The sequence below is a fragment of the Lysinibacillus sp. OF-1 genome (assembly GCF_028356935.1).
In the GTDB taxonomy this organism is placed as follows: Bacteria; Bacillota; Bacilli; order Bacillales_A; family Planococcaceae; genus Lysinibacillus; species Lysinibacillus fusiformis_D.
In genome coordinates this window covers 662,093-681,731 of the sequence record NZ_CP102798.1, presented here as the reverse complement: position 1 = coordinate 681,731, position 19,639 = coordinate 662,093, and the positions used below count along the sequence as shown (strand labels likewise).

Sequence of the window (19,639 nt, the reverse complement as noted above, 5' to 3'; positions counted from 1 at the left end):
CTAGCATGTAGACAACTTTAAAGGAGCGTATATTTCATGTTCTCAATTTTCAAAAGTAACAAAGAGCAAACTAGTGCTCGTCAATTAAAGCGCTACTATAAAATAGTAGATCAAATTAATAATCTTGAAGAAACGTATGTTAACAAGTCAGATGCTGAATTAAGAGAAATGACTTTTATTTTCAAAAATCAATTAGAACAAGGTGAGCCTATTACATCAATCATCCCGGACGCCTTTGCAGTTGTACGCGAAGCCTCAAAGCGTGTATTAGGTATGCGTCATTTTGATGTACAGCTTATCGGTGGTCTTGTATTGACTGAAGGCAATATCGCTGAAATGCCTACAGGTGAAGGTAAAACACTCGTTGCTTCCCTTCCCTCTTATGTACGAGCATTAGAAGGTAAAGGCGTTCACGTTATCACAGTAAATGATTACCTTGCAAAACGAGACTATGAGTTAGTTGGTCAAATCCATCGGTTCCTTGGCTTAACTGTTGGTTTAAATGTACCGATGATGGAGCAAGATGAAAAAAAATTAGCTTACAACGCAGATATTACATACGGTGTTGGAACTGAATTCGGTTTCGATTACTTACGTGATAATATGGCCCATAGCTTAGCAGATAAGGTTCAACGACCATATCACTTTGCCATTATTGATGAAGTAGATAGTGTCCTGATTGATGAGGCCAAAACACCTCTCATTATCGCAGGTAAAATGGCATCGAATAACGAATTACATCAAATTGCTGCCATGCTAGCCAAACGTTTCAAAGTCGAGGAAGATTATGATTTTGATGAAGAAACAAAAGCTACTTCCTTAACAGACAAAGGTATTGAAAAGGTTGAGGCTGCCTTCAATATTGATAATCTGTATGATTTAGAACATCAAACACTTTTCCATTATGTGATTCAAGCAGTTCGTGCACACGTCATGTTTAAACGTGATGTAGATTACATCGTTAAAAACGACAAAATTGAGCTTGTTGATATGTTTACTGGCCGTATTTTAGAAGGTCGCTCACTCTCTGATGGCTTACATCAAGCAATTGAAGCCAAAGAGGGCGTTACCATCACGGATGAAAATAAATCAATGGCGCAAATTACAATTCAAAACTATTTCCGTATGTATCCGAGACTTTCTGGGATGACGGGTACAGCGAAAACACAGGAAAAGGAAATTCGAGAAGTGTACGGTATGGAAGTTGTGCAAATTCCAACCAACCGTCCACGTCAACGTGTCGATCAGCCTGATATTATTTTTAGCACCCAAGAGGCAAAATATAAATATGTTGCAGCTGAGACTAAAAAACGTCATGAAAAAGGTCAACCAATTCTCATTGGTACAACATCAATCTTACAGTCCGAAACGGTTGCTGATTATCTAAAAAAAGAAAAATTAACTTTCCAATTACTCAATGCAAAAACCGTAGAGCAAGAAGTAGAGCTTATTTCACAAGCAGGTCAAAAAGGTCGTATTACTGTAGCAACAAATATGGCTGGTCGTGGTACAGATATCGTGCTAGGGGAAGAAGTGCATGATCTTGGTGGTTTATATGTAATGGGTACAGAAAAGCATGAAAGTCGACGTGTAGATAATCAGTTACGTGGTCGTTCAGGTCGTCAAGGAGACATAGGCGAAAGCCGCTTCATTCTCTCTATTGAAGATGATATGTTCCGTCGTTACGCAAAAGAAGAAGTTGAAAAATTCTCTGCAAAAATGGTCACAGATGAAAATGGCATTATTCAAAACAAAGAGGTGCAGGAGCTTATAGATCGTACGCAGCGCATTGTGGAAGGTTCTCAATACGGCATGCGTGAATACAACTTAAAACTAGATGATGTTATTAATGATCAACGCACGGTTCTTTATGGATTACGTGACAAAATTTTAGCTGGTGAAGACTTAATGGGCGAGCTGAAAAAAATGCTACGTGAAACAGTTGATTTTGCTGTTCGTGATGCTGCACCAGAAGATGTTTCTTCTATCGAATGGGATTATGATCGTATGGAGCAAACATTAAACTCACTATTCATTACGCCTGTTACAATCGATCGTGAGGTCGGAAGAATTAAACAGATACTAGCAGATATCGAACCATCTGAACTAGAACTACTTAATAAAATCGAAAAATTCTCTGAAAATGAGCAAATACTTCAAGCTATCCCTCAAGTTATGCTTAGCTACATCGATAGTGGCTGGGTAAGACATTTGGAAGCCATGGCGCATTTAAAAGAAGGAATAGGCTTACGTCATTATCAACAAGAAGATCCGATGCGAATTTATCAACGTGAAGGACTGGAATTGTTCGGTAAAAATTTCCAAGAACTACGTCGTTCAATCATTATAGAAATTACAAGCTTCATGAAAACAATTGAAGCACAGCAGGAGGAACAATAATGGGCTTATTTTCATTCTTTAAAAAATCAGATAAAATCGTTCAAGAAAACACAATTGACTCAAAAGACTTGCTAGGTACTGTTTCTACAAATAAAGGTGAAAACCGTGATGTTGAAACAAAGCTTTCTTTCCATCCAGAATGGGACGTACCTCAGGAGCAAAAATATATCTTTAACTTCCTTGCTAATGAGCTAGAACCATTGAAACCAAATCAATTATCTCTATCTTCTATTAGTATTGAAGAAGGTCGTGGTGGAAAATGGTTAGTACGTGCATTTTTCCGTTCATCTTTACCACAAGCGATTGAGCTAGGTGAAATCGAACTATTCATTATGGATAAAAATGATGAGCTTGTAGCATCTAAAAAATTCGATTTTAAAGCACTTGGCACAATTCCAGCAGAAAGTGCTCGTCCATGGGTATTCGAATTTGACAAGTCTACCATCAAAGTTGATGAGGTTCCTGAAGAAGGCTGGAAAATTGCCTTTAACCTTGTTTCCCTTCGCGGACACCAATTAGAGCTTGATCCATCTTGGGAAAAGCAATTACCAGCAGCTCAAAAAGAGGAGCTTGAAAAAATCGTTAAAACATTACCAGAGCTAGGCGAAACAGAGGTAAACTTCACAGGTTTACAGGCAAAGCTAGCTGAAAATGGTAATTTAAATGTATCGATCTTTATCCGCAATGGCCACAATAAAGCAATTAATCTTGAACAATTGCCATTAGAAATTATTGATGCAACAGGCAAACAAATTGCCAAAGGTTCATTTAAAATGGACCCAATCTTAACTGTGCAACCAAACTCAACTAAGCCTTGGACATTTGTTTTCCCAGCAGAGCTTGTTGATGCAAATAATGCTGATCTCTCCCGTTGGACAGCGCGTGTTACACAATAACATCAAAACCCCCTTCTTTCGTTAAGAAGGGGGTTTGTTTATGTCATATAAAAAGTGATTTCTGCGTAAGCAAAAATCACTCCTTTTTTATTTCACACTATCAAAACGTTTATAAGCTACTAGTTTAGAAGACCAGTAAGTGTAAGTAACATCTGAAATTTCTACGCCATCTGTGCCCGCGTGGATGAATTTATTATCCCCAATATAAATGCCCATATGAGAAATACCTTCTTTATATGTATTTTCAAAGAAAACTAGATCTCCTGGTACTGGGTTTTCCACAAGTGTTGTGTTGCCATTAAAATACCCCTCACTACTTGTTCTTCCTATTTTTAATCCGCCTTGATTAAAGGCATAGAAAATAAATCCACTGCAGTCAAGACCCACTGGCGTATTACCACCGTATAGGTAGGGTGTCCCAACCAATGTATTTGCCACTTCAACTGTTTTTTTATAAATAGCTTGTCCATTTGCTGTAGGATCTTTATCTGTCACTTTGGATGGTGTGCCCGTATCTGAAGTCACATTATTATGTATAGATTCGCCCCCGGGTTTCACGGCTCCTGAAGAAATCTTTAGTACTTGTCCAATGTAAATTATGTCTTTCTCAAGCTTGTTCCATTCCTGTATATCTTTAATTGACACATTATATTGCTTTGCAATTTTTGATAATGTGTCACCTTTCGCTACTGTATGAGAGCCAGCAGTAGGTTTGACAGATGTTGATGGGGTTGAAGGTTTTGTCCCCTCACTCGTTGTTTGCTTTTGAATTTCAAGCTTTTGAGCTACAAAAATCGTATCTTTCGATAGATTATTCCACTTCATAATATCCTCAATCGTAACTTGATGATGTTGCGCGATTTTGGATAAAGTATCGCCTTTTTGTACGGTGTAAGTTGCTGCTTCTGCTGTTTGTAGTGCTAAAAATGAAGTTGCGATAGTACTTAAAACAAGAATTCTCCATTTTTTTGTCTTTTGCATACCAAATTGCCTCCGTTCGTGCTAGAATATTTCCTTGTGTGTCTATCATACTAGATAACTGCTTCATGAAAAATCGGAAATACTGACTATTTTTCAAACATTTTAGTAATCCTATAGAATACGACAAAATCCGACTATATTGCAATAATATATTCATTGCCAGATTCTTGTTCCTATGATAACATACACTTCTGTATTTAAAATTTTTAGAAAGTTTTATCTTTTCAATCTTAAAGGAGTTTTTATACTTATGAAAAACATCTTGCATTTCATCAAAGGAAATTTAGCAGTAGGATTGCTATTATTTGCCTTATTCTTGGGTGCTGGGAATATTATTTTTCCACCGTTATTAGGTCAACAAGCAGGTGAAAATATCACAGTTGCTATGATCGGTTTCTTAATAACAGGTGTCGGTTTACCACTATTAGCTATCGTTGCTGTCGCCAAAGCAGGAGGCGATTTACAGCTGCTTGCCAATCGTGTTAGCCCTGCTTTTGGCGTAATCTTTACATCCATTGTTTATTTAGCCATTGGACCGTTCTTCGCTGTACCGCGAACTGGATCTGTGTCCTATGAAATAGGGATTGCACCGTTCCTTCCTGAAGCGATGAAGGGGCATTGGGCGCCGCTTTTAATCACATCTATTTTATTTTTCGCCCTAATTCTTTATCTCTCTATTAACCCTTCGAAGCTTGTCGATCGAGTAGGAAAAATCTTAACACCTGCCCTGCTTCTAGTTATTTTATTGCTCGCTGTCAAAAGCTTTATCTCTCCAATGGGAGAACCAGGGGAAGCAGCAGGAAAATATATTAGCTCTCCTTTTGCTGAAGGCTTTGTACAAGGGTACTTAACAATGGATGTTCTAAGTGCACTTGTTTTCGGTATCGTTATTTTACAAGCTTTACGTGATATGGGCATGACAGATAAGAAAAAGCAAATCAATACGACGATTTTTGCCGGTGTGGTTGCGGCTATAGGTTTATCTTTCGTTTATATCTCACTCGGTCATATTGGGAATACAAGTATTACTGCAATTGGTGCCTCTGCCAATGGCGGAGATATTATTGCAAAATCAGCGGAAGTGCTTTTTGGTAGTCTTGGAAGTATTATTTTGTCTGCTACTATTTTACTAGCTTGTATATCAACGGCTGTCGGTTTATTAACTGCTAATGCCCAATATTTCCACAAGCTCTTCCCAAAAATCTCGTACAAGACATTTTTGATTGTCTTCACTATTATTAGTGCAGCTATTACAAATGTTGGTCTTTCAACAATTATTAGTGCATCTTTACCTGTACTGTTAATCATTTATCCACTGGCGATGGTATTGATGGTTTTATCATTAGCGGACCATTTCTTTAAAGGTGGACAAATTGTTTATATTTTAGCGCTCATTCCAACTTTCCTTGTTAGCCTTTACGGTGGCTTAAAAGAAATGAAGGTAGAAATCGCGCCGTATGAAAACATGCTAAAAGCATTGCCTCTGTATGAGCAAAATTTAGGATGGCTTTTACCAGCCATAGTTGGCGCATTTATTGGCATTATGATTCATAAGCTAACTAATAACGCCTCAGCGAAATAATTTATTGGAATCTGCTTGTTGTTCATAACAAGCAGATTCTTTTATCTTATTTAATCCCCCCACAATTCCTACAGCTCATGTATAATAAAAATAGAGACTCAATTGTAAAATGTATCCATCCATTAAACGCCTAATGAGCATGGTGCATTCCTTTTTCGAGTTCTAGAAAAGAGGTGTCCAATGAAAAAATTAATGTGGTCGTTTGTATTTGTTCTAGCCTTCTTTCTAATTCCTTTCACGGCTACTCATGCTGCAAGTAATGATCAACAGCTTATGAAGGAAATTAAGGAGATCATTAAAAATACTTATGTTGGAACAATCGATGGAAACTTAGAGAAAGCCACGTCCATCTCAGAAATCATGGAGATGCTTGATCCATATTCCACTTATTTTACAAAGCAAGAATTTGAGGATTATATGAATAGCATTAACCTATCAACAATTGGGATTGGTGTTATAATTGAAGAACACGAAGATGGGATTCATATTTTACAAGTAATTGAAGGTAGCGGCGCCTTTGAAGCTGGTATTAAGGCTGGAGATATCATCATTGCCGTTAATGGTGAATCTATTATTGGTCGCTCTACACAAGAAACCTCTTCCCTCTTAATCGGTAATGAAGGGACCCAAGTGAAGGTTACAATCAAGCATAATAATGAAACGACAACGACTAAAACTATTACACGAAAAAAATTCACATTACCAAATGTACAATCTGAATTACTGTTTGGGCATGTTGGCTATATTTCGTTGGCTTCCTTTTCTGAAGATGGCGCACAGCTTGTCAAAAAAGCGCTTATTGACTTAAAACAACGTGGTGCAACATCGTTCATATTGGATTTACAAAATAATGGTGGGGGTTATGTGACAACAGCGGAAGAAATGACAGGATTATTCCCATCTGCTAAAATCGCCTATTTATTAGAGGAAGCACACGCCTCCTACACAATACCAGCAGTTCACCAAGACACAAAGTTTCCTAAAAATACTCGTATTCTCGTGAATCGCTATAGTGCTAGTGCTTCTGAAATGCTCTCCGCCTCACTAAAAGACCAAAAGGCGGCTATATTATATGGTGAAACAACCTATGGAAAAGGTGCTATGCAAGGCTTTTATACCTTACATGATGGAAGTTATTTAAAGCTAACAGTCGGTAAATTTACAGGACCTGCTAGTCAGACTATTCACGAAGTAGGGGTTAAGCCAAATATACAAACAACATCAGCTCCTATTTTCCAAGCACATTTTGATGCTCTAAAGGAGCAGTATCCAAAATATAGAAAGTTATCTACTGCAAAGAGTAATGCAACAAAAGAAAAAGTAAGTGTGAAAATCCCTGCAGTTCTTTCTTCACAAATTGCTAAAGGTCACGTTCAACTAGTTGCTTTAGGGGCAAATGAAGTATCTATAACTGCTAAAGTTGAAGGGCAAACACTTGTCGTTACCCCAGCAAAACCTTTAATAGCAGATCAAGAATATATGCTACTTATTCATGCAAATAGCAAGAGTCAAAAAGGCTACTATCAGCATATAAAAATAAACCAGTAAAAAAATTCCTCTCATCGATAGACATTTTATCGTTGAGAGGATTTTTTATATCGTTTCTTTTGTTTTCCAAAAATATAATTGTATAATATCATTTGCCAGATCAGCAGGTAATTTTTTTTGCTCTAATAAATAAATTATGATGAGTCGCTCCATTGATCCGACTAAGCTGTCTATCATTATTTTCATATCCACACTATACATCTGCAAATCTTTGTCGCAATCATGAAGATAAATTAGGTGGATAATTTGCTGTGTCAGTTGTGTTTTCACTATATGGGATTGCTCTGATTCGATAAAACCGATTTTTGTCAATTTGGGATTTTCCGTAATATAAACGAACAAGTTTAATAACTTTTGCTCTAACAGTGTGACAAATCCTTTTAAGCCGTTTTCAACAATTTCAGTTGATTGACTTTCCAGCGCTTCCAAAAATCCACTTTGGAATTGTATATTTAAATCATTATAAAGGGCATCCTTGCTTTTAAAATACAGATAAAAAGTAGGCTGTGTTACATTGGCAGCCTTTACAATGTCACTAATTTTTGTCTGATAATAACCTTTATCAGAAAATAGCTCTATCGCTTTTTCAAGTAAGATTTGTTTGCTTCGCTCTCCATTTGAATTAAATTTTCTGCCTCTTGCCATACTTTCCACCTTATCTTAGTTTAAAGTAGTCATATTGCCTTCAGTATTACAAATCAAAAGTAACTATATCTTCACAAATTGTACATATTTTATCCATGATTATACACCATTCTATTATAATACACCCACTTTTTTTTTTACTATGAACTACTATTAATATGATATTTATAATGGAAATAAAAAAGTAATTATCTTAGAATTTCTTCTAAGAGATAATTACTTTTAACATTATATTAAAATACCAAAAGGACTCAAAAATCAATTGAGCACCTTAATTAAATATCAGAAAATTCTCTTAACAATTACATACTTTGTGTAATACACATACCTTTCAACATAATTCAAAACTATTATTTTGAAAAGTCCCTTTTATTGAAAAAAATTTTTTTATTTGTTTTTTTCACTTTCAAAAGTCAATCAATACAATAGTTTTCTCCCCTTATCGCTTCTTCAAAAAAATTTTTTCTAAAAATCTAGCCATTTTACTTTTCAAAAAAAGTGTTATAATCGCCAAGAATTTAAAATTTTCAATTTTGGAGGCATATGATGGTATTACGTGATTTTTTCATTTACTTATCAGAAAACAAATTATTAAATAGCGCTGCACAAAAATATGGTCTAAAAATGGGTGCTCAAAGTGTAGTTGCTGGAACAAGCTTACCTGAAGTTGTGCAATCGATTAGAGAATTAAACAATGCTAACATTTCATGTACAGTCGATAATCTAGGCGAATTCGTCTACGAAAAATCAGAAGCAACAGCTGCAAAAAATAATATTTTAGCTGTTGTTCAAGCTATTCATGATGAAAAGCTTGATGCTCACATCTCCCTTAAACCTTCTCAATTAGGTTTAGATATTGATTATGCATTTTGCTACGAAAACTTAAAAGAAATCGTGGCTCTGGCACATCAATATAACATTTTCGTAAATTTCGATATGGAAAACTACGAACGCTTACACAGCTCTTTTGAATTATTAGAGGAACTACACAAAGAGTTTGATAACGTAGGTACAGTTATTCAAGCTTACTTCTTCGAGTCAGAAGAAAATATTGAGAAATACAAAAACTTCCGATTACGAATCGTTAAAGGTGCCTACAAAGAGCCAGAAAATGTAGCATATCAATCAAAAGGTGATATTGATCGCAACTATTTAAAACTAATCGAGTATCATTTATTACATGGTAAATTTACTTCGATTGCTACACATGACCATAATGTTATTAACCATGTAAAACAATTTGTGAAACAACATAATATTCCAAATGAAAAATTCGAATTCCAAATGCTATATGGTTTCCGTAAAGAAATGCAGCTAGATCTTGCACGTGAAGGCTATAACTTCTGCACATACCTACCATTTGGTAACGATTGGTACGGTTACTTTATGCGCCGTTTAGCAGAACGCCCACAAAATGTGGCACTTGTGACAAAACAAGTGTTTAATAAAAAAACAAATATGGCAATCGGCTTAGGAGCTGCGGCATTTGCTCTTGGTCGCCTTTCAAAAAAAGGAAAATAATCATTACAATCTAGATGCTATCCATCAGTTAGATAGTTCTATCCATCAATTTAGTGATTCTATCCATCAGTTAGATAGTTCTATCCATCAATTTAGTGATTCTATCCATCAGTTAGATAGTTCTATCCGTCACTTTTGGGAGTCTATCCATCAAATCAACAATAAAAGCGAAAACATCGTTAATCAATGTTTTCGCTTTTTTTATTGAGCTTATAGTTTTTAACGCGATATTGTAAGCTTTGACGACGAATCCCCAATGCCGCAGCAGTTTTAGAAATATTCCCCTGATGAAAATCTAACGCCTTCGAAATATAGTACTCCTCTACCTCTTTCATGTAGACGTCTAACGGTCGGATATCCTGCTGATTTTTAATTACAAACAAGTCACTCGTAGATACTTCTTTTTCCGTTTCCTCACATGAGCTTTGGATTTTCCATTTGAAATGGACAGGCAACATATGTGACTCCACAATCATTTCATTGGTAATCAACGACGTAATTTCATCCAATAGAACTTCCAATTCCTTTAGATTACCTGGCCAATCATATTTTAAAAAGGTTTCACGCACTTCTTCTGAAAGCCCTTGAATTGATGAGCCAAAGCTATCACGATGCCGTTTGAAATAGTCATCGATAAAGGGCATGATATCCTCTTTTCTTTCTCGTAAAGGTGGTACATATATTGTGATGCCAGAAAAAAGTCGATACAGCTTTTTAGATAGCTCTTGCTTTTGAATTAAATCAATTGGGTCTTTGCCAACACTAGCGATTAGAACATGCTGATGATTTGGGTGATTATTAAAAAGCTCAACAATCTTTTCCTGTGCTTCAAGCGATAAATATTCGATACGCTCTGCAAAAAAAGTGATTTTTTCCTTTTCAATAATATATTTTTCAAATTGCTTTAAAACCGTTTTTTCGTCTCGACGGCAAATTAAAGCAATAAACATATCATTTTGAACCTTTAGATCATGATGAATTCCCTCAGCCACCATATCAATGCCTGTACCTGATTCCCCTATTAAGACAACAGGCATTCTACTTAGCGCTACAATCTTTGCTTTTTCAATAACATCCTTCATGACTGGTGATACAGCGGTGATAATATCAAATGTCAATGGTGCGCCATATCTTCTTAATGGCTGATACATCATATATTCAAGCTGTGTAATATCTCGCGCAAATTCCACAGCCCCCACTAAAGCACCTTCATAGTGCAACGGATAAATATTGCTTATATAGGTCACTTCTTGATTTTTTTTATTCCAATACGTTTTTTTGATATTGTAAATGGGTGTTTCAGAGCTGAGGACCTTATAAATATCACTTTTTTCAATCTCAAAATCAATAATCTCTAAGGCTCGCCTTTCCTCAAACTCATCTTCGTTAACACCCTCTAATTCCCTCATTTTTTTATTATATATGAGCAACTTACCATCCGTATCTACGACGCAAATTCCCATATCACCTTTTTCAATGACATATTTATAAATACTTTGTAGTACATTATTATCCATCTTGTCCTCCTGTATTCCATTAAGCTTATTCTAACACCAATACGAAAAACAGATGCAAAAATTGAAAAAATTTTAAGATTTGAGTTGATAAATGCCAAATTATATTGCATTATATAATTATCACAATCTTAAAAGGTGCATAATCATTTGGCATCACTTATCCATGGGGAGGAAACTGACATGATTCCATACAAACACGAACCATTCACAGATTTTTCACAAGAGGCAAACTACAATGCTTATGTGGAGGCTTTAAATAAAGTTGAAGGTTACTTAGGTCAAGACTACCCACTTATCATTGGTGGCGAGCGCATTACAACAGAAGATAAAATCGTTTCGTACAATCCTGCAAAGAAAACAGAAGTGATCGGCCGTGTGTCAAAAGCAAGCAAAGAGTTAGCTGAAAAAGCGATGCAAGCAGCGGATGAAACATTTAAAACATGGAAAAAAGTTGACCCTGCGATTCGTGCTGACGTTTTGTTCAAAGCAGCAGCTATTATTCGTCGTCGTAAACATGAATTCTCTGCATTATTAACAAAAGAAGCAGGGAAACCATGGGCAGAGGCAGATGCAGATACAGCGGAAGCAATCGACTTCTTGGAATACTATGGTCGCCAAATGCTACGCATTAAAGGCGGTCAACCAGTAGAAAGCCGTCCAGGCGAATACAACCGTTATGACTATATTCCATTAGGAATCGGTATCGTTATTTCTCCTTGGAACTTCCCATTTGCGATCATGGCTGGTACAACAGTGGCCGCTTTAGTAACAGGGAACACAGTCTTATTAAAACCAGCTTCTACAACACCAGTAGTGGCATATAAATTTATCGAAGTATTAGAAGAAGCAGGTCTTCCAGCAGGTGCCGTGAACTTCGTACCAGGTTCTGGTGCTGAAGTAGGCGACTACTTAGTCGATCATCCAAAAACACGCTTCATCAGCTTCACAGGTTCACGTGATGTTGGTTTACGTATCAACCAACGAGCTTCTGTATTAAATGATGGTCAAATTTGGATTAAACGTGTCATCGCTGAAATGGGCGGTAAAGATACAATCGTAGTTGATAAAGAAGCAGACTTAGAATTAGCTGCACAATCAATCGTCAAATCAGCATTTGGCTTCTCAGGTCAAAAATGTTCAGCATGTTCTCGTGCAGTCATCGTTGAAGATGTGTATGAGCAAGTTGTTAATCGTGTAGAAGAATTAACAAATGCTTTAACAGTTGGAGATCCAACAGATTTCAGCAACTTCATGGCAACAGTTATTGACCAAGCGGCATTCAACAAAATTACGGAATACATCGAAATCGGTAAAGGCGAAGGTCGTCTAGTGGCTGGTGGTACAGCAGATGATTCAGTTGGTTACTTCGTACAGCCAACTGTGTTCGCAGACGTAGAACCTTCTGCACGTATTATGAAAGAAGAAATCTTCGGGCCAGTGGTAGCAATCGCAAAAGCAAAAGATTTCGATCACGCTATTGAAATTGCGAACGATACAGAATACGGTTTAACAGGTGCAGTCATCACGAAAAACCGTGTGAACTTAGAAAAAGCACGTGAAGAATTCCATGTAGGAAACCTTTACTTCAACCGTGGCTGTACAGGTGCCATCGTTGGCTACCAACCATTTGGTGGCTTCAACATGTCAGGTACAGACTCAAAAGCAGGTGGACCAGACTACCTACAACTGCATATGCAAGCAAAAACAACTTCAGAAATGCTTTAATATTTTTCAAAAATGCCGTCCATTCCAAACAATGGGCGGCATTATTTTTTGGGCTAAACAGAAAACCACTATATAATAGAAGAAACTCATATGAATTTTGATTCACTCCCCCTCCCTTATTCCATACAAAATCTTTCTACAAAAACGAAAAGACTACTTATTTCCTAGAATTCGTTGGCATATTTTATGATATTTCTAACATTTGACCCTTAACTTGATTGTATAACTTTGTTAAAATGATATCAGTTTAGGAGGGTAAAACTATGAAAAAACGATCAATTTTTATGTTGCTTATGATGCTTATTAGTGTAGTCATTTGGCAACCACAATCGGCCAATGCTGATGAGCTATCAGGCCATATGCACGAAAGTGGCTTGCGTTATTTAATCTCTAAAGATGCATTGATTAAAGATGCAAACGGTAGCTATCGTCCAAATGACACGGTTACACGCGGTGAATTTGCCACATACATAGCAAAGGCTTTAGATTTAGGTACAAAAAGCGACATGACGTTTACAGATGTCTCAGACACCTATTTATATGCAAATGAAATTAAGCTTGCCGCTACTGCTGGAATTATCACAGGGTATACAGATGGCTCTTTTAAGCCTGACGCACGCATTTCAAGAGAGCATATGGCAGTTATGCTAATTAGAGCGGTGGATTATTTAAAAATACCAAAAGGTACTTCTTCTATTACATTTAAAGACAATGCCACTATTTTTAAAGATTTCCGTCAGGATATTGCCATTGGTGCACAATTAGGACTGATTAAAGGAAGCTCTAATGGCATGTTTTTACCTAGAGACAATGCCACTATCGGTGAAGCTTCAACATTCATTCTACGTTTAATTCTTCTTGCCGATCAAATGGATACTGAGAATAACGAAAACAACGGAAACTCAGAGAATAATGGCAATAATAATGGAAACGCTGGTAACAACGAAAATACTGGGAATAACGGTAATACTACAGCATATATCATCAAAGAAATTTCAAATGGCAATCTAGTAGACAAGCAAAGCCTTCCTACCTTTGAAGCAGCTGAAAAAGCGATGACAAGTAATTCGTTAGTGATTACTCAAAATAATAAAATTATAAAAATGACTTCGGGTTATGTTGTAACGAATAATTACGTTGCACTGAACTCTGAAACAATTAAGGATCAAATCGCTGTTGCTGGTAATACAGAAATGGAGTATCTAGGCAGTGATGCCACACAAGTAAAAGTACGCTTAGCTGGTCATGTAGGCTATTTAAAACAGGCTGACGTTAGCTTAATTCCTTCTGCATTAGTGAAGGGGCGTTCTTTCTATTCAAATGAAAATGGTGAAATCAAGCATACCCTATATGATTATAAAACGAATAAGTATTCCTCTAGTTACGTGTACGGTAAGGCTCCTAGCTTTATGAAGCAAGGCGAAAAATACTTTAGCTGGGATGGCATTAATTTTACAAATGCCAATGGTTCTTCAAAAGGAGAAGGCTATAATTACTATCAATTCCTACCCGCTCGTGCGACAACTCAATATACAGCAGAAGAGCTAGATCAATATATTTTGCAAAAATTAGCGGAAGTTGAAAGCTCAGGTGCTACCATTTATAAGGATGCAACAACAAAAAGTAAATTAATTGGCTTAGGCTCTGTGTTAAAGGAAGTAGAAGCAAATGCCCATATTAATGCTATGCTTATTTTATCTCTAGCACAGCATGAGAGCGCTTATGGGATGAGTGATCACGCACAAAACTTGAACAATCTATTTGGTTTATATGTCTATGACACAAACCCACTAAACAAAAAGTTTGATAGTGTTGGTGCAAACATTAATGAGCTTGTTGAAAGGTTCTTACAGCCAAATTATATTACACCAGGAGGACGTTATACGAATGGTGCAGTGGTTGGTTCTAAGGCTATCGGCTTCAATGTAAAATACGCTTCAGATCCATTCTGGGGCGCTAAAATTGCTGGACACTACTATCGTGCAGAAAAGGCTTTAGGCTTTAAAGATGCAAATAACCCTTATAAAATTGCCCTAACTACAACAGCTGGTCTAAATGTTCGTGCAGACGCATCAACAAGTCAAAGTCCATTGTTCACATTTAGCAAAAGTAATATGCCCGTCATTGTCACAGATACAGGAGCAAATGGTTGGTATCAAGTTGTTTCAGATAAATTACCCACTGAACCTGCCTATATAAGTAAGGATTATATTAAATTCATCAATACCGTGAAATAATAGTAAATGGCTGCCTCCTAAGGAACGAGGCAGCCATTTTTTTATAGATTTGTTTGTATTTTTCGAATGCGGGTATGTATAAAGTAAGAAAAACGATCCCAAAAGATAGCACCCCTTTGGAATCGTTCTTCAACTATTATTGTTTCTTGTAATATTGCAAAATACCATTGTAAATAGATTCTGCAAATAATTTAACGTATTGATCATTCGTCATTTTATTGTGATCCTCTGTATTCGTTAAGAATCCTAGCTCCACTAAAATAGATGGAATGACCATGTTACGAATGACGTAGTATTGCTCTTGCTTCACACCACGGTTTTTCATATTTAAATTGTTAACAATTTGGTTATTCACAAATGTAGCTAAATCGATGTCCTCTTGATACATATCTCCTGTAGATATTGCATAATATGTTTCAGTACCCTGTGCTGACGCATTGGCAGCAGAGTTAACATGGACACTAACGAAAATCTCACCATAGTTTGCTTGTGTAAAATCTACACGATCTTGTAATGATGGATACGTATCACCAGTACGTGTCATATAAACTTTTGCACCAGCATTCTCTAGTAATTGCTTAACTTGTGTGCTGACTTTTAATGTAATGCTTTTTTCAGAAACAGAACCTTTTACAGTACCTGGATCTTTACCACCGTGACCTGGGTCTAGGATGATAATACGATTTTGTAAAGGCTTAGCTGTTTGATTTAATAGTTTTAAATAGGATTTATGAACATATCCTGTTTGACCATTATAGGTGATTTCTGCCCAATAACCATTAATGCTATTAACTTGGACATACTCTCCCTTGTTCAGCTTAAATAGCACTGGCGAAGTTGAGTTACCTTGACTACGCACATTTAGGTTAGCAACCGTTACCTTACCTAATACATCTCCAGAAGCTGGTGGTGGTGTTGGATCCGGATTAGGTTTTACTTCTCCAGTAGCATCCGTAGTACTGTTTGCTACAATATAACCTGGCAAACCATTTACTTGTGTTAAATAATAGCCACCTATTGTTTTGTAAACTGGTAGTTTTTCGTTGGCTTTAACTGATGAAATTACTTTTGCGGAAGATGTTGGCTTCACATATAAGTTTACAGCACCATTTGTCGTAACTTCTTTTTCGACTGCTCCTAGCTCATTGCCATCTGCATCTAAAAATTCAGTGTATTGCTTAAAAACATAGGCAAATGCACCTTTATAAGTTACCTTTAACCAATTGCCTTCAACTGCATATACTGATAATTTACCGCCTGTATTGACTTTACCTACGATGTTAGTACTAGAAGAGGAATCCTTTGATTTACGGATGTTTAACCCCTCTGTAGTAACTTTTACTAAGCCAATCACTTGTGATGTATCTGGCACTTGTACACCTTTTACAGGTAATTCTAAGCGATATTTTTCACTTTTTGCACGTGCAACGAATAAAGAAAATTGTGAACGTGTTACAGTACTATTTGGTAAATACTTATCACCCGTTCCGTTCGTAATACCATTATAATAGATGGTATTAATGTATTTCACATATTCATGTGTAATCGCTACGTCCGTAAATGGTGAGTCAATTCCCTCATACTCACTAGTATCTAAATTGAATGCCTTTGTTAATACATAACTCATTTCTCCACGAGTTAGAGGCTTATTTGGTAGGAATTCACCTTTTATATTTTTGTCGAAAAATCCTAATTGGACAGCACGTTCTATGTAACCTGACATTTCAGTGCCTACTGTAACATCTGAAAAGCTTGATTTATTAACAACTAATGGTTTGTTACCTGAAGCAACTACAACCATCTTAGCAGCTTGTCCTCTTGTTACATTGTTATTTGGGCCAAATACTCTTTTACCATTGACAAAGTATCCTTGAATAACACCTAAACTTACTAAATAATTGATTTCTTCATAGGCTGGGTGTGTTTTAGTGACATCTTCAAATGTTATATTTGAATTGGTAGCTGCACTGACACTTGCACTATGTATCGTAAACATAGAAGCCGAAATCAATAAGACGCACAAGATAAGACTAATTTTTTTGATGTTCAATGTCTTATTTCCTCCCTTCTTGTTCTCTTAACGTGTCCATTTTAACAAAATTAGCTAAATAATGCATCAGACAATAGAACTGTTAAAATTTAATTTTCCAAGTCACACCCTTTCCTACAAAATTATCATAAAAATAGAAGAGTCTGCGATTGCAAACCCTTCTTCCATTATACGCTATTCAAAAGATCAATTCTTGCAATCTATAACACAATTAAAGTGTTAACTTTATGAACTTATTGTTGAATTCGTTTGATAAATACTTTTAGTTGGTCGATTTTAAGTAACTCATCTGAACCGAAGCTACCTTCTCCATCGCCATTTGTAATACCATTTGATGCTAAAGTCGAAATATATCCATTAGCCCAGCTATTTTGAGGTACATCGCTAAATGCTACACTTCCACCATTGTTTTCAAGGCCAAATGCTACCACTAATACTTTAGCAATTTGTGCGCGTGTAATTGGTGAAGACGGGTTGAATTTACCATTCGCATCGCCTTCAAAGATGCCTAGTTTTGCCACAGCTGCGATTGCACCTGCATGGGCACTGGATGGTTTTACGTCTACAAAACCAGCATTTGTATCAGATGTATCTAAGTTCAAAGCTTTCGCAATTTGGACAGCTACCTCTGCGCGAGAAGCATATACTGAAAAGTCAATTGCTGCTTGTTTAACTTCTGCTTGCTGTTGTGTATCAAATGTCGCAACTCGTTTAGCACCTACATAACGAGAGCTCCAATAGTATGGATCATTCACACTTGAATAACTTACGCCTTGACCAGTTTGAGAGTGGATCATTTTACCGTCACCTATGTATATAGCCACATGTGAAATACCACTACCACTTGTATTGAAAAATAGTAAATCGCCAACTTGCAAATCGCTTTTCGCTACTGCAGTACCTTGTTGATACTGTGAGCCAGATGTGCGATTTAATTGAATGCCTAAATCTGAAAATACTTTAGAAGTAAAGCCAGAGCAATCAAAACCACTTGTTGTTGTACCGCCGTATTTATATGGAATACCTACGTATTTAGAAGCTGTATCAGTTACATCTGCTTTAGTCGCTGCCTCAGCAGTGTTTATATGAGCTGTTGAAAATAACATAAAAGATGCAAAAATCGGTAATAACCATTTCTTATTCATACTTTTGTTATACCCCTCTCAAAACTTTTTTGCCTATACATAGACTATCACAAAAAAAGCGATTGTTATTTTTCAATTGTGTAACGGTTTTAGACAGCAAAAAAACGCTGTAATACCAACGTTTGGTGGTATTTCCAGCGTTCAAAAGGAAATTTTTTTATCGTATTTTGGATCTTTCGTAACATTCCTGTAATATTAGAGACTCTTTGTTACACAACAACTTATTGACTAGAGAACATTTGAACCCAATAGTAATTTCCTTTGATGTCCTGTGCTATCGCAACACCTGTATTTGTATAATGTTCTTTTAAAATATTCTCTCGATGACTAGGGGAAGCCATCCACGCCTTTACAGCAATTTCAGGTGTTTTTATATTTCTGGCAATATTCTCGCCAAAGCTTGTGTAATCGTAATCAAATAATGTCGCTAAATCCCAAGGTGCACCATAAAATGGAGAAACATGTTCAAAATAATGGCGATTCACCATGTCCTGTGCTTTGATAATCGCGATTTGTGTCAGCTCTGGATCATAGACAACCGTTTCTAGCTTATTCTTTTTTCTTTCCACATTGATTAATTCAATGACCTTTTTAGACCATTCTGTAGAAAGGTTTTTTGTTGGGATATATTCCTTCGCTAAATAATCATAGGCTACTTCCAGCTTCTTTATCTTTTGCTGAAAATTTATGCTGCGCTCAACAAAAACAGCAAACTGTGCACGCGTCACCAATTGGTCCGGTGCAAAATGTTTTGTATCCACTCCACTAACAATGCCTATATCTGCTAAGGATTCGATATAATCCTTTGCCCAATGTGTGCTAGCAATATCTGCAAACTGGCTGTTGTTTTTGCTATCTACTTTAAACTGATAGGCAAGTGTTAGCATTTTCGCTACCTGCATTCGCTTCAAAGGCTCTTCTGGATGAAATTCATCACCTTTTTGAATAACACCTAGCTTAACGAGCTGACAAATTTCCTTGTAATATGGATGTGTTGCAGGAACATCCTTAAATTTTGTGGAATTCGCAATGTCTACATTTACCTGGAGAGAACGAGCAATGGTAGCTGCAGCCTCAGCCCTCGTAATAGCTTGCTCAGGCTTAAATGTATGATCGTTATATGTAGTCATATATTGTTTAGTGAGCATATGTTGAATGGAAGCATTTGCCCAATATGAACTAGTCACATCTACAGCTTTTGCAGATGCAGCTTCTACCTGACTTGAATTAGTTAAACTTCCTATGGTTGCAGCTATTGAAAGGACCACTATACAAAGTATTTTTTTCAACAGGGCTACCTCCTCACTCTGTCAAATGAATATGTATCCATGATGCAATAAAAATAAGTAAGCACATTATAAGATACGAATTTCATCTGATATAGTTTCACTT

General features: G+C 36.5%; 13 protein-coding genes. 7 read left to right on the top strand and 6 right to left on the bottom strand.

Annotation, left to right across the window (positions count from 1 at the left end):
* The first annotated feature begins 36 nt into the window (after positions 1–36).
* Positions 37–2,400: an accessory Sec system translocase SecA2 gene (gene secA2, locus NV349_RS03130; protein WP_036121120.1), complete on the top strand. Its 2,364-nt coding sequence runs from the start codon at positions 37–39 to the stop codon at positions 2,398–2,400.
* Positions 2,400–3,296 carry an accessory Sec system S-layer assembly protein gene (locus NV349_RS03125; RefSeq protein WP_271912387.1) on the top strand — a complete coding sequence of 299 codons (897 nt, stop codon included), beginning with the start codon at positions 2,400–2,402 and terminating at the stop codon, positions 3,294–3,296. The genes secA2 and NV349_RS03125 overlap by 1 nt, the downstream gene beginning before the upstream one ends.
* A gap of 87 nt (positions 3,297–3,383) precedes the next feature.
* On the opposite strand, the gene NV349_RS03120 is transcribed toward NV349_RS03125, so the two are convergent.
* A complete protein-coding gene (locus tag NV349_RS03120; protein ID WP_036121127.1) occupies positions 3,384–4,277 on the bottom strand; it encodes a C40 family peptidase in 894 nt (297 codons plus the stop codon).
* Between the two features lie 250 nt (positions 4,278–4,527).
* On the opposite strand from NV349_RS03120, the gene brnQ reads away from it, so the two are divergent.
* Together brnQ and NV349_RS03110 are read left to right on the top strand one after the other, a co-directional pair.
* Positions 4,528–5,859: a branched-chain amino acid transport system II carrier protein gene (brnQ, locus tag NV349_RS03115; RefSeq protein WP_058843860.1), complete on the top strand. Its 1,332-nt coding sequence runs from the start codon at positions 4,528–4,530 to the stop codon at positions 5,857–5,859.
* A gap of 180 nt (positions 5,860–6,039) precedes the next feature.
* On the top strand, positions 6,040–7,407 hold the full coding sequence (locus NV349_RS03110) for a S41 family peptidase (protein ID WP_271912386.1): 1,368 nt from the start codon (positions 6,040–6,042) through the stop codon (positions 7,405–7,407).
* Between the two features lie 45 nt (positions 7,408–7,452).
* Here the strand turns inward: NV349_RS03110 and NV349_RS03105 are convergent, their stop codons facing one another.
* Positions 7,453–8,052: a TetR/AcrR family transcriptional regulator gene (locus tag NV349_RS03105; protein ID WP_089934763.1), complete on the bottom strand. Its 600-nt coding sequence runs from the start codon at positions 8,050–8,052 to the stop codon at positions 7,453–7,455.
* A gap of 546 nt (positions 8,053–8,598) precedes the next feature.
* Here NV349_RS03105 and NV349_RS03100 point away from each other — a divergent pair.
* Entirely contained in the window at positions 8,599–9,573 is a 975-nt protein-coding gene (locus tag NV349_RS03100) for a proline dehydrogenase family protein (protein ID WP_058843863.1), read from the top strand.
* A 179-nt stretch (positions 9,574–9,752) separates the two neighbouring features.
* Here NV349_RS03100 and NV349_RS03095 read toward each other — a convergent pair whose 3' ends face one another.
* Positions 9,753–11,090 carry an AAA-type ATPase lid domain-containing protein gene (locus NV349_RS03095; protein ID WP_036121141.1) on the bottom strand — a complete coding sequence of 446 codons (1,338 nt, stop codon included), beginning with the start codon at positions 11,088–11,090 and terminating at the stop codon, positions 9,753–9,755.
* Between the two features lie 180 nt (positions 11,091–11,270).
* Between NV349_RS03095 and pruA the strand changes: the two genes are divergently transcribed.
* Complete coding sequence (gene pruA, locus NV349_RS03090; protein WP_036119871.1) at positions 11,271–12,815, top strand: L-glutamate gamma-semialdehyde dehydrogenase; 1,545 nt, start codon at positions 11,271–11,273, stop codon at positions 12,813–12,815.
* 263 nt (positions 12,816–13,078) lie between these two features.
* Positions 13,079–15,052, top strand: a complete 1,974-nt coding sequence (locus NV349_RS03085) for an S-layer homology domain-containing protein (protein ID WP_271912385.1) — start codon at positions 13,079–13,081, stop codon at positions 15,050–15,052.
* Between the two features lie 136 nt (positions 15,053–15,188).
* Here the strand turns inward: NV349_RS03085 and NV349_RS03080 are convergent, their stop codons facing one another.
* From NV349_RS03080 to NV349_RS03070, 3 genes are all read right to left on the bottom strand, one after another.
* Positions 15,189–17,102, bottom strand: a complete 1,914-nt coding sequence (locus NV349_RS03080; protein WP_089932944.1) for an N-acetylmuramoyl-L-alanine amidase — start codon at positions 17,100–17,102, stop codon at positions 15,189–15,191.
* Positions 17,103–17,335: 233 nt separating this feature from the next.
* A complete protein-coding gene (locus NV349_RS03075; RefSeq protein ID WP_271912384.1) occupies positions 17,336–18,247 on the bottom strand; it encodes a C40 family peptidase in 912 nt (303 codons plus the stop codon).
* A gap of 221 nt (positions 18,248–18,468) precedes the next feature.
* The gene (locus NV349_RS03070; protein ID WP_271912383.1) at positions 18,469–19,536 is read right to left on the bottom strand and encodes a CAP and S-layer homology domain-containing protein; all 1,068 of its coding nucleotides are present in this window, start codon (positions 19,534–19,536) and stop codon (positions 18,469–18,471) included.
* Positions 19,537–19,639: the final 103 nt, after the last annotated feature.

What these genes read in the sequence shown, in the direction of transcription:
- secA2 (WP_036121120.1), top strand. Translation starts at nt 37, where the DNA reads ATGTTCTCAATTTTCAAAAGTAACAAAGAGCAAACTAGTGCTCGTCAA.
- NV349_RS03125 (WP_271912387.1), top strand. Translation starts at nt 2,400, where the DNA reads ATGGGCTTATTTTCATTCTTTAAAAAATCAGATAAAATCGTTCAAGAA.
- NV349_RS03120 (WP_036121127.1), bottom strand. Translation starts at nt 4,277, where the DNA reads ATGCAAAAGACAAAAAAATGGAGAATTCTTGTTTTAAGTACTATCGCA.
- brnQ (WP_058843860.1), top strand. Translation starts at nt 4,528, where the DNA reads ATGAAAAACATCTTGCATTTCATCAAAGGAAATTTAGCAGTAGGATTG.
- NV349_RS03110 (WP_271912386.1), top strand. Translation starts at nt 6,040, where the DNA reads ATGAAAAAATTAATGTGGTCGTTTGTATTTGTTCTAGCCTTCTTTCTA.
- NV349_RS03105 (WP_089934763.1), bottom strand. Translation starts at nt 8,052, where the DNA reads ATGGCAAGAGGCAGAAAATTTAATTCAAATGGAGAGCGAAGCAAACAA.
- NV349_RS03100 (WP_058843863.1), top strand. Translation starts at nt 8,599, where the DNA reads ATGGTATTACGTGATTTTTTCATTTACTTATCAGAAAACAAATTATTA.
- NV349_RS03095 (WP_036121141.1), bottom strand. Translation starts at nt 11,090, where the DNA reads ATGGATAATAATGTACTACAAAGTATTTATAAATATGTCATTGAAAAA.
- pruA (WP_036119871.1), top strand. Translation starts at nt 11,271, where the DNA reads ATGATTCCATACAAACACGAACCATTCACAGATTTTTCACAAGAGGCA.
- NV349_RS03085 (WP_271912385.1), top strand. Translation starts at nt 13,079, where the DNA reads ATGAAAAAACGATCAATTTTTATGTTGCTTATGATGCTTATTAGTGTA.
- NV349_RS03075 (WP_271912384.1), bottom strand. Translation starts at nt 18,247, where the DNA reads ATGAATAAGAAATGGTTATTACCGATTTTTGCATCTTTTATGTTATTT.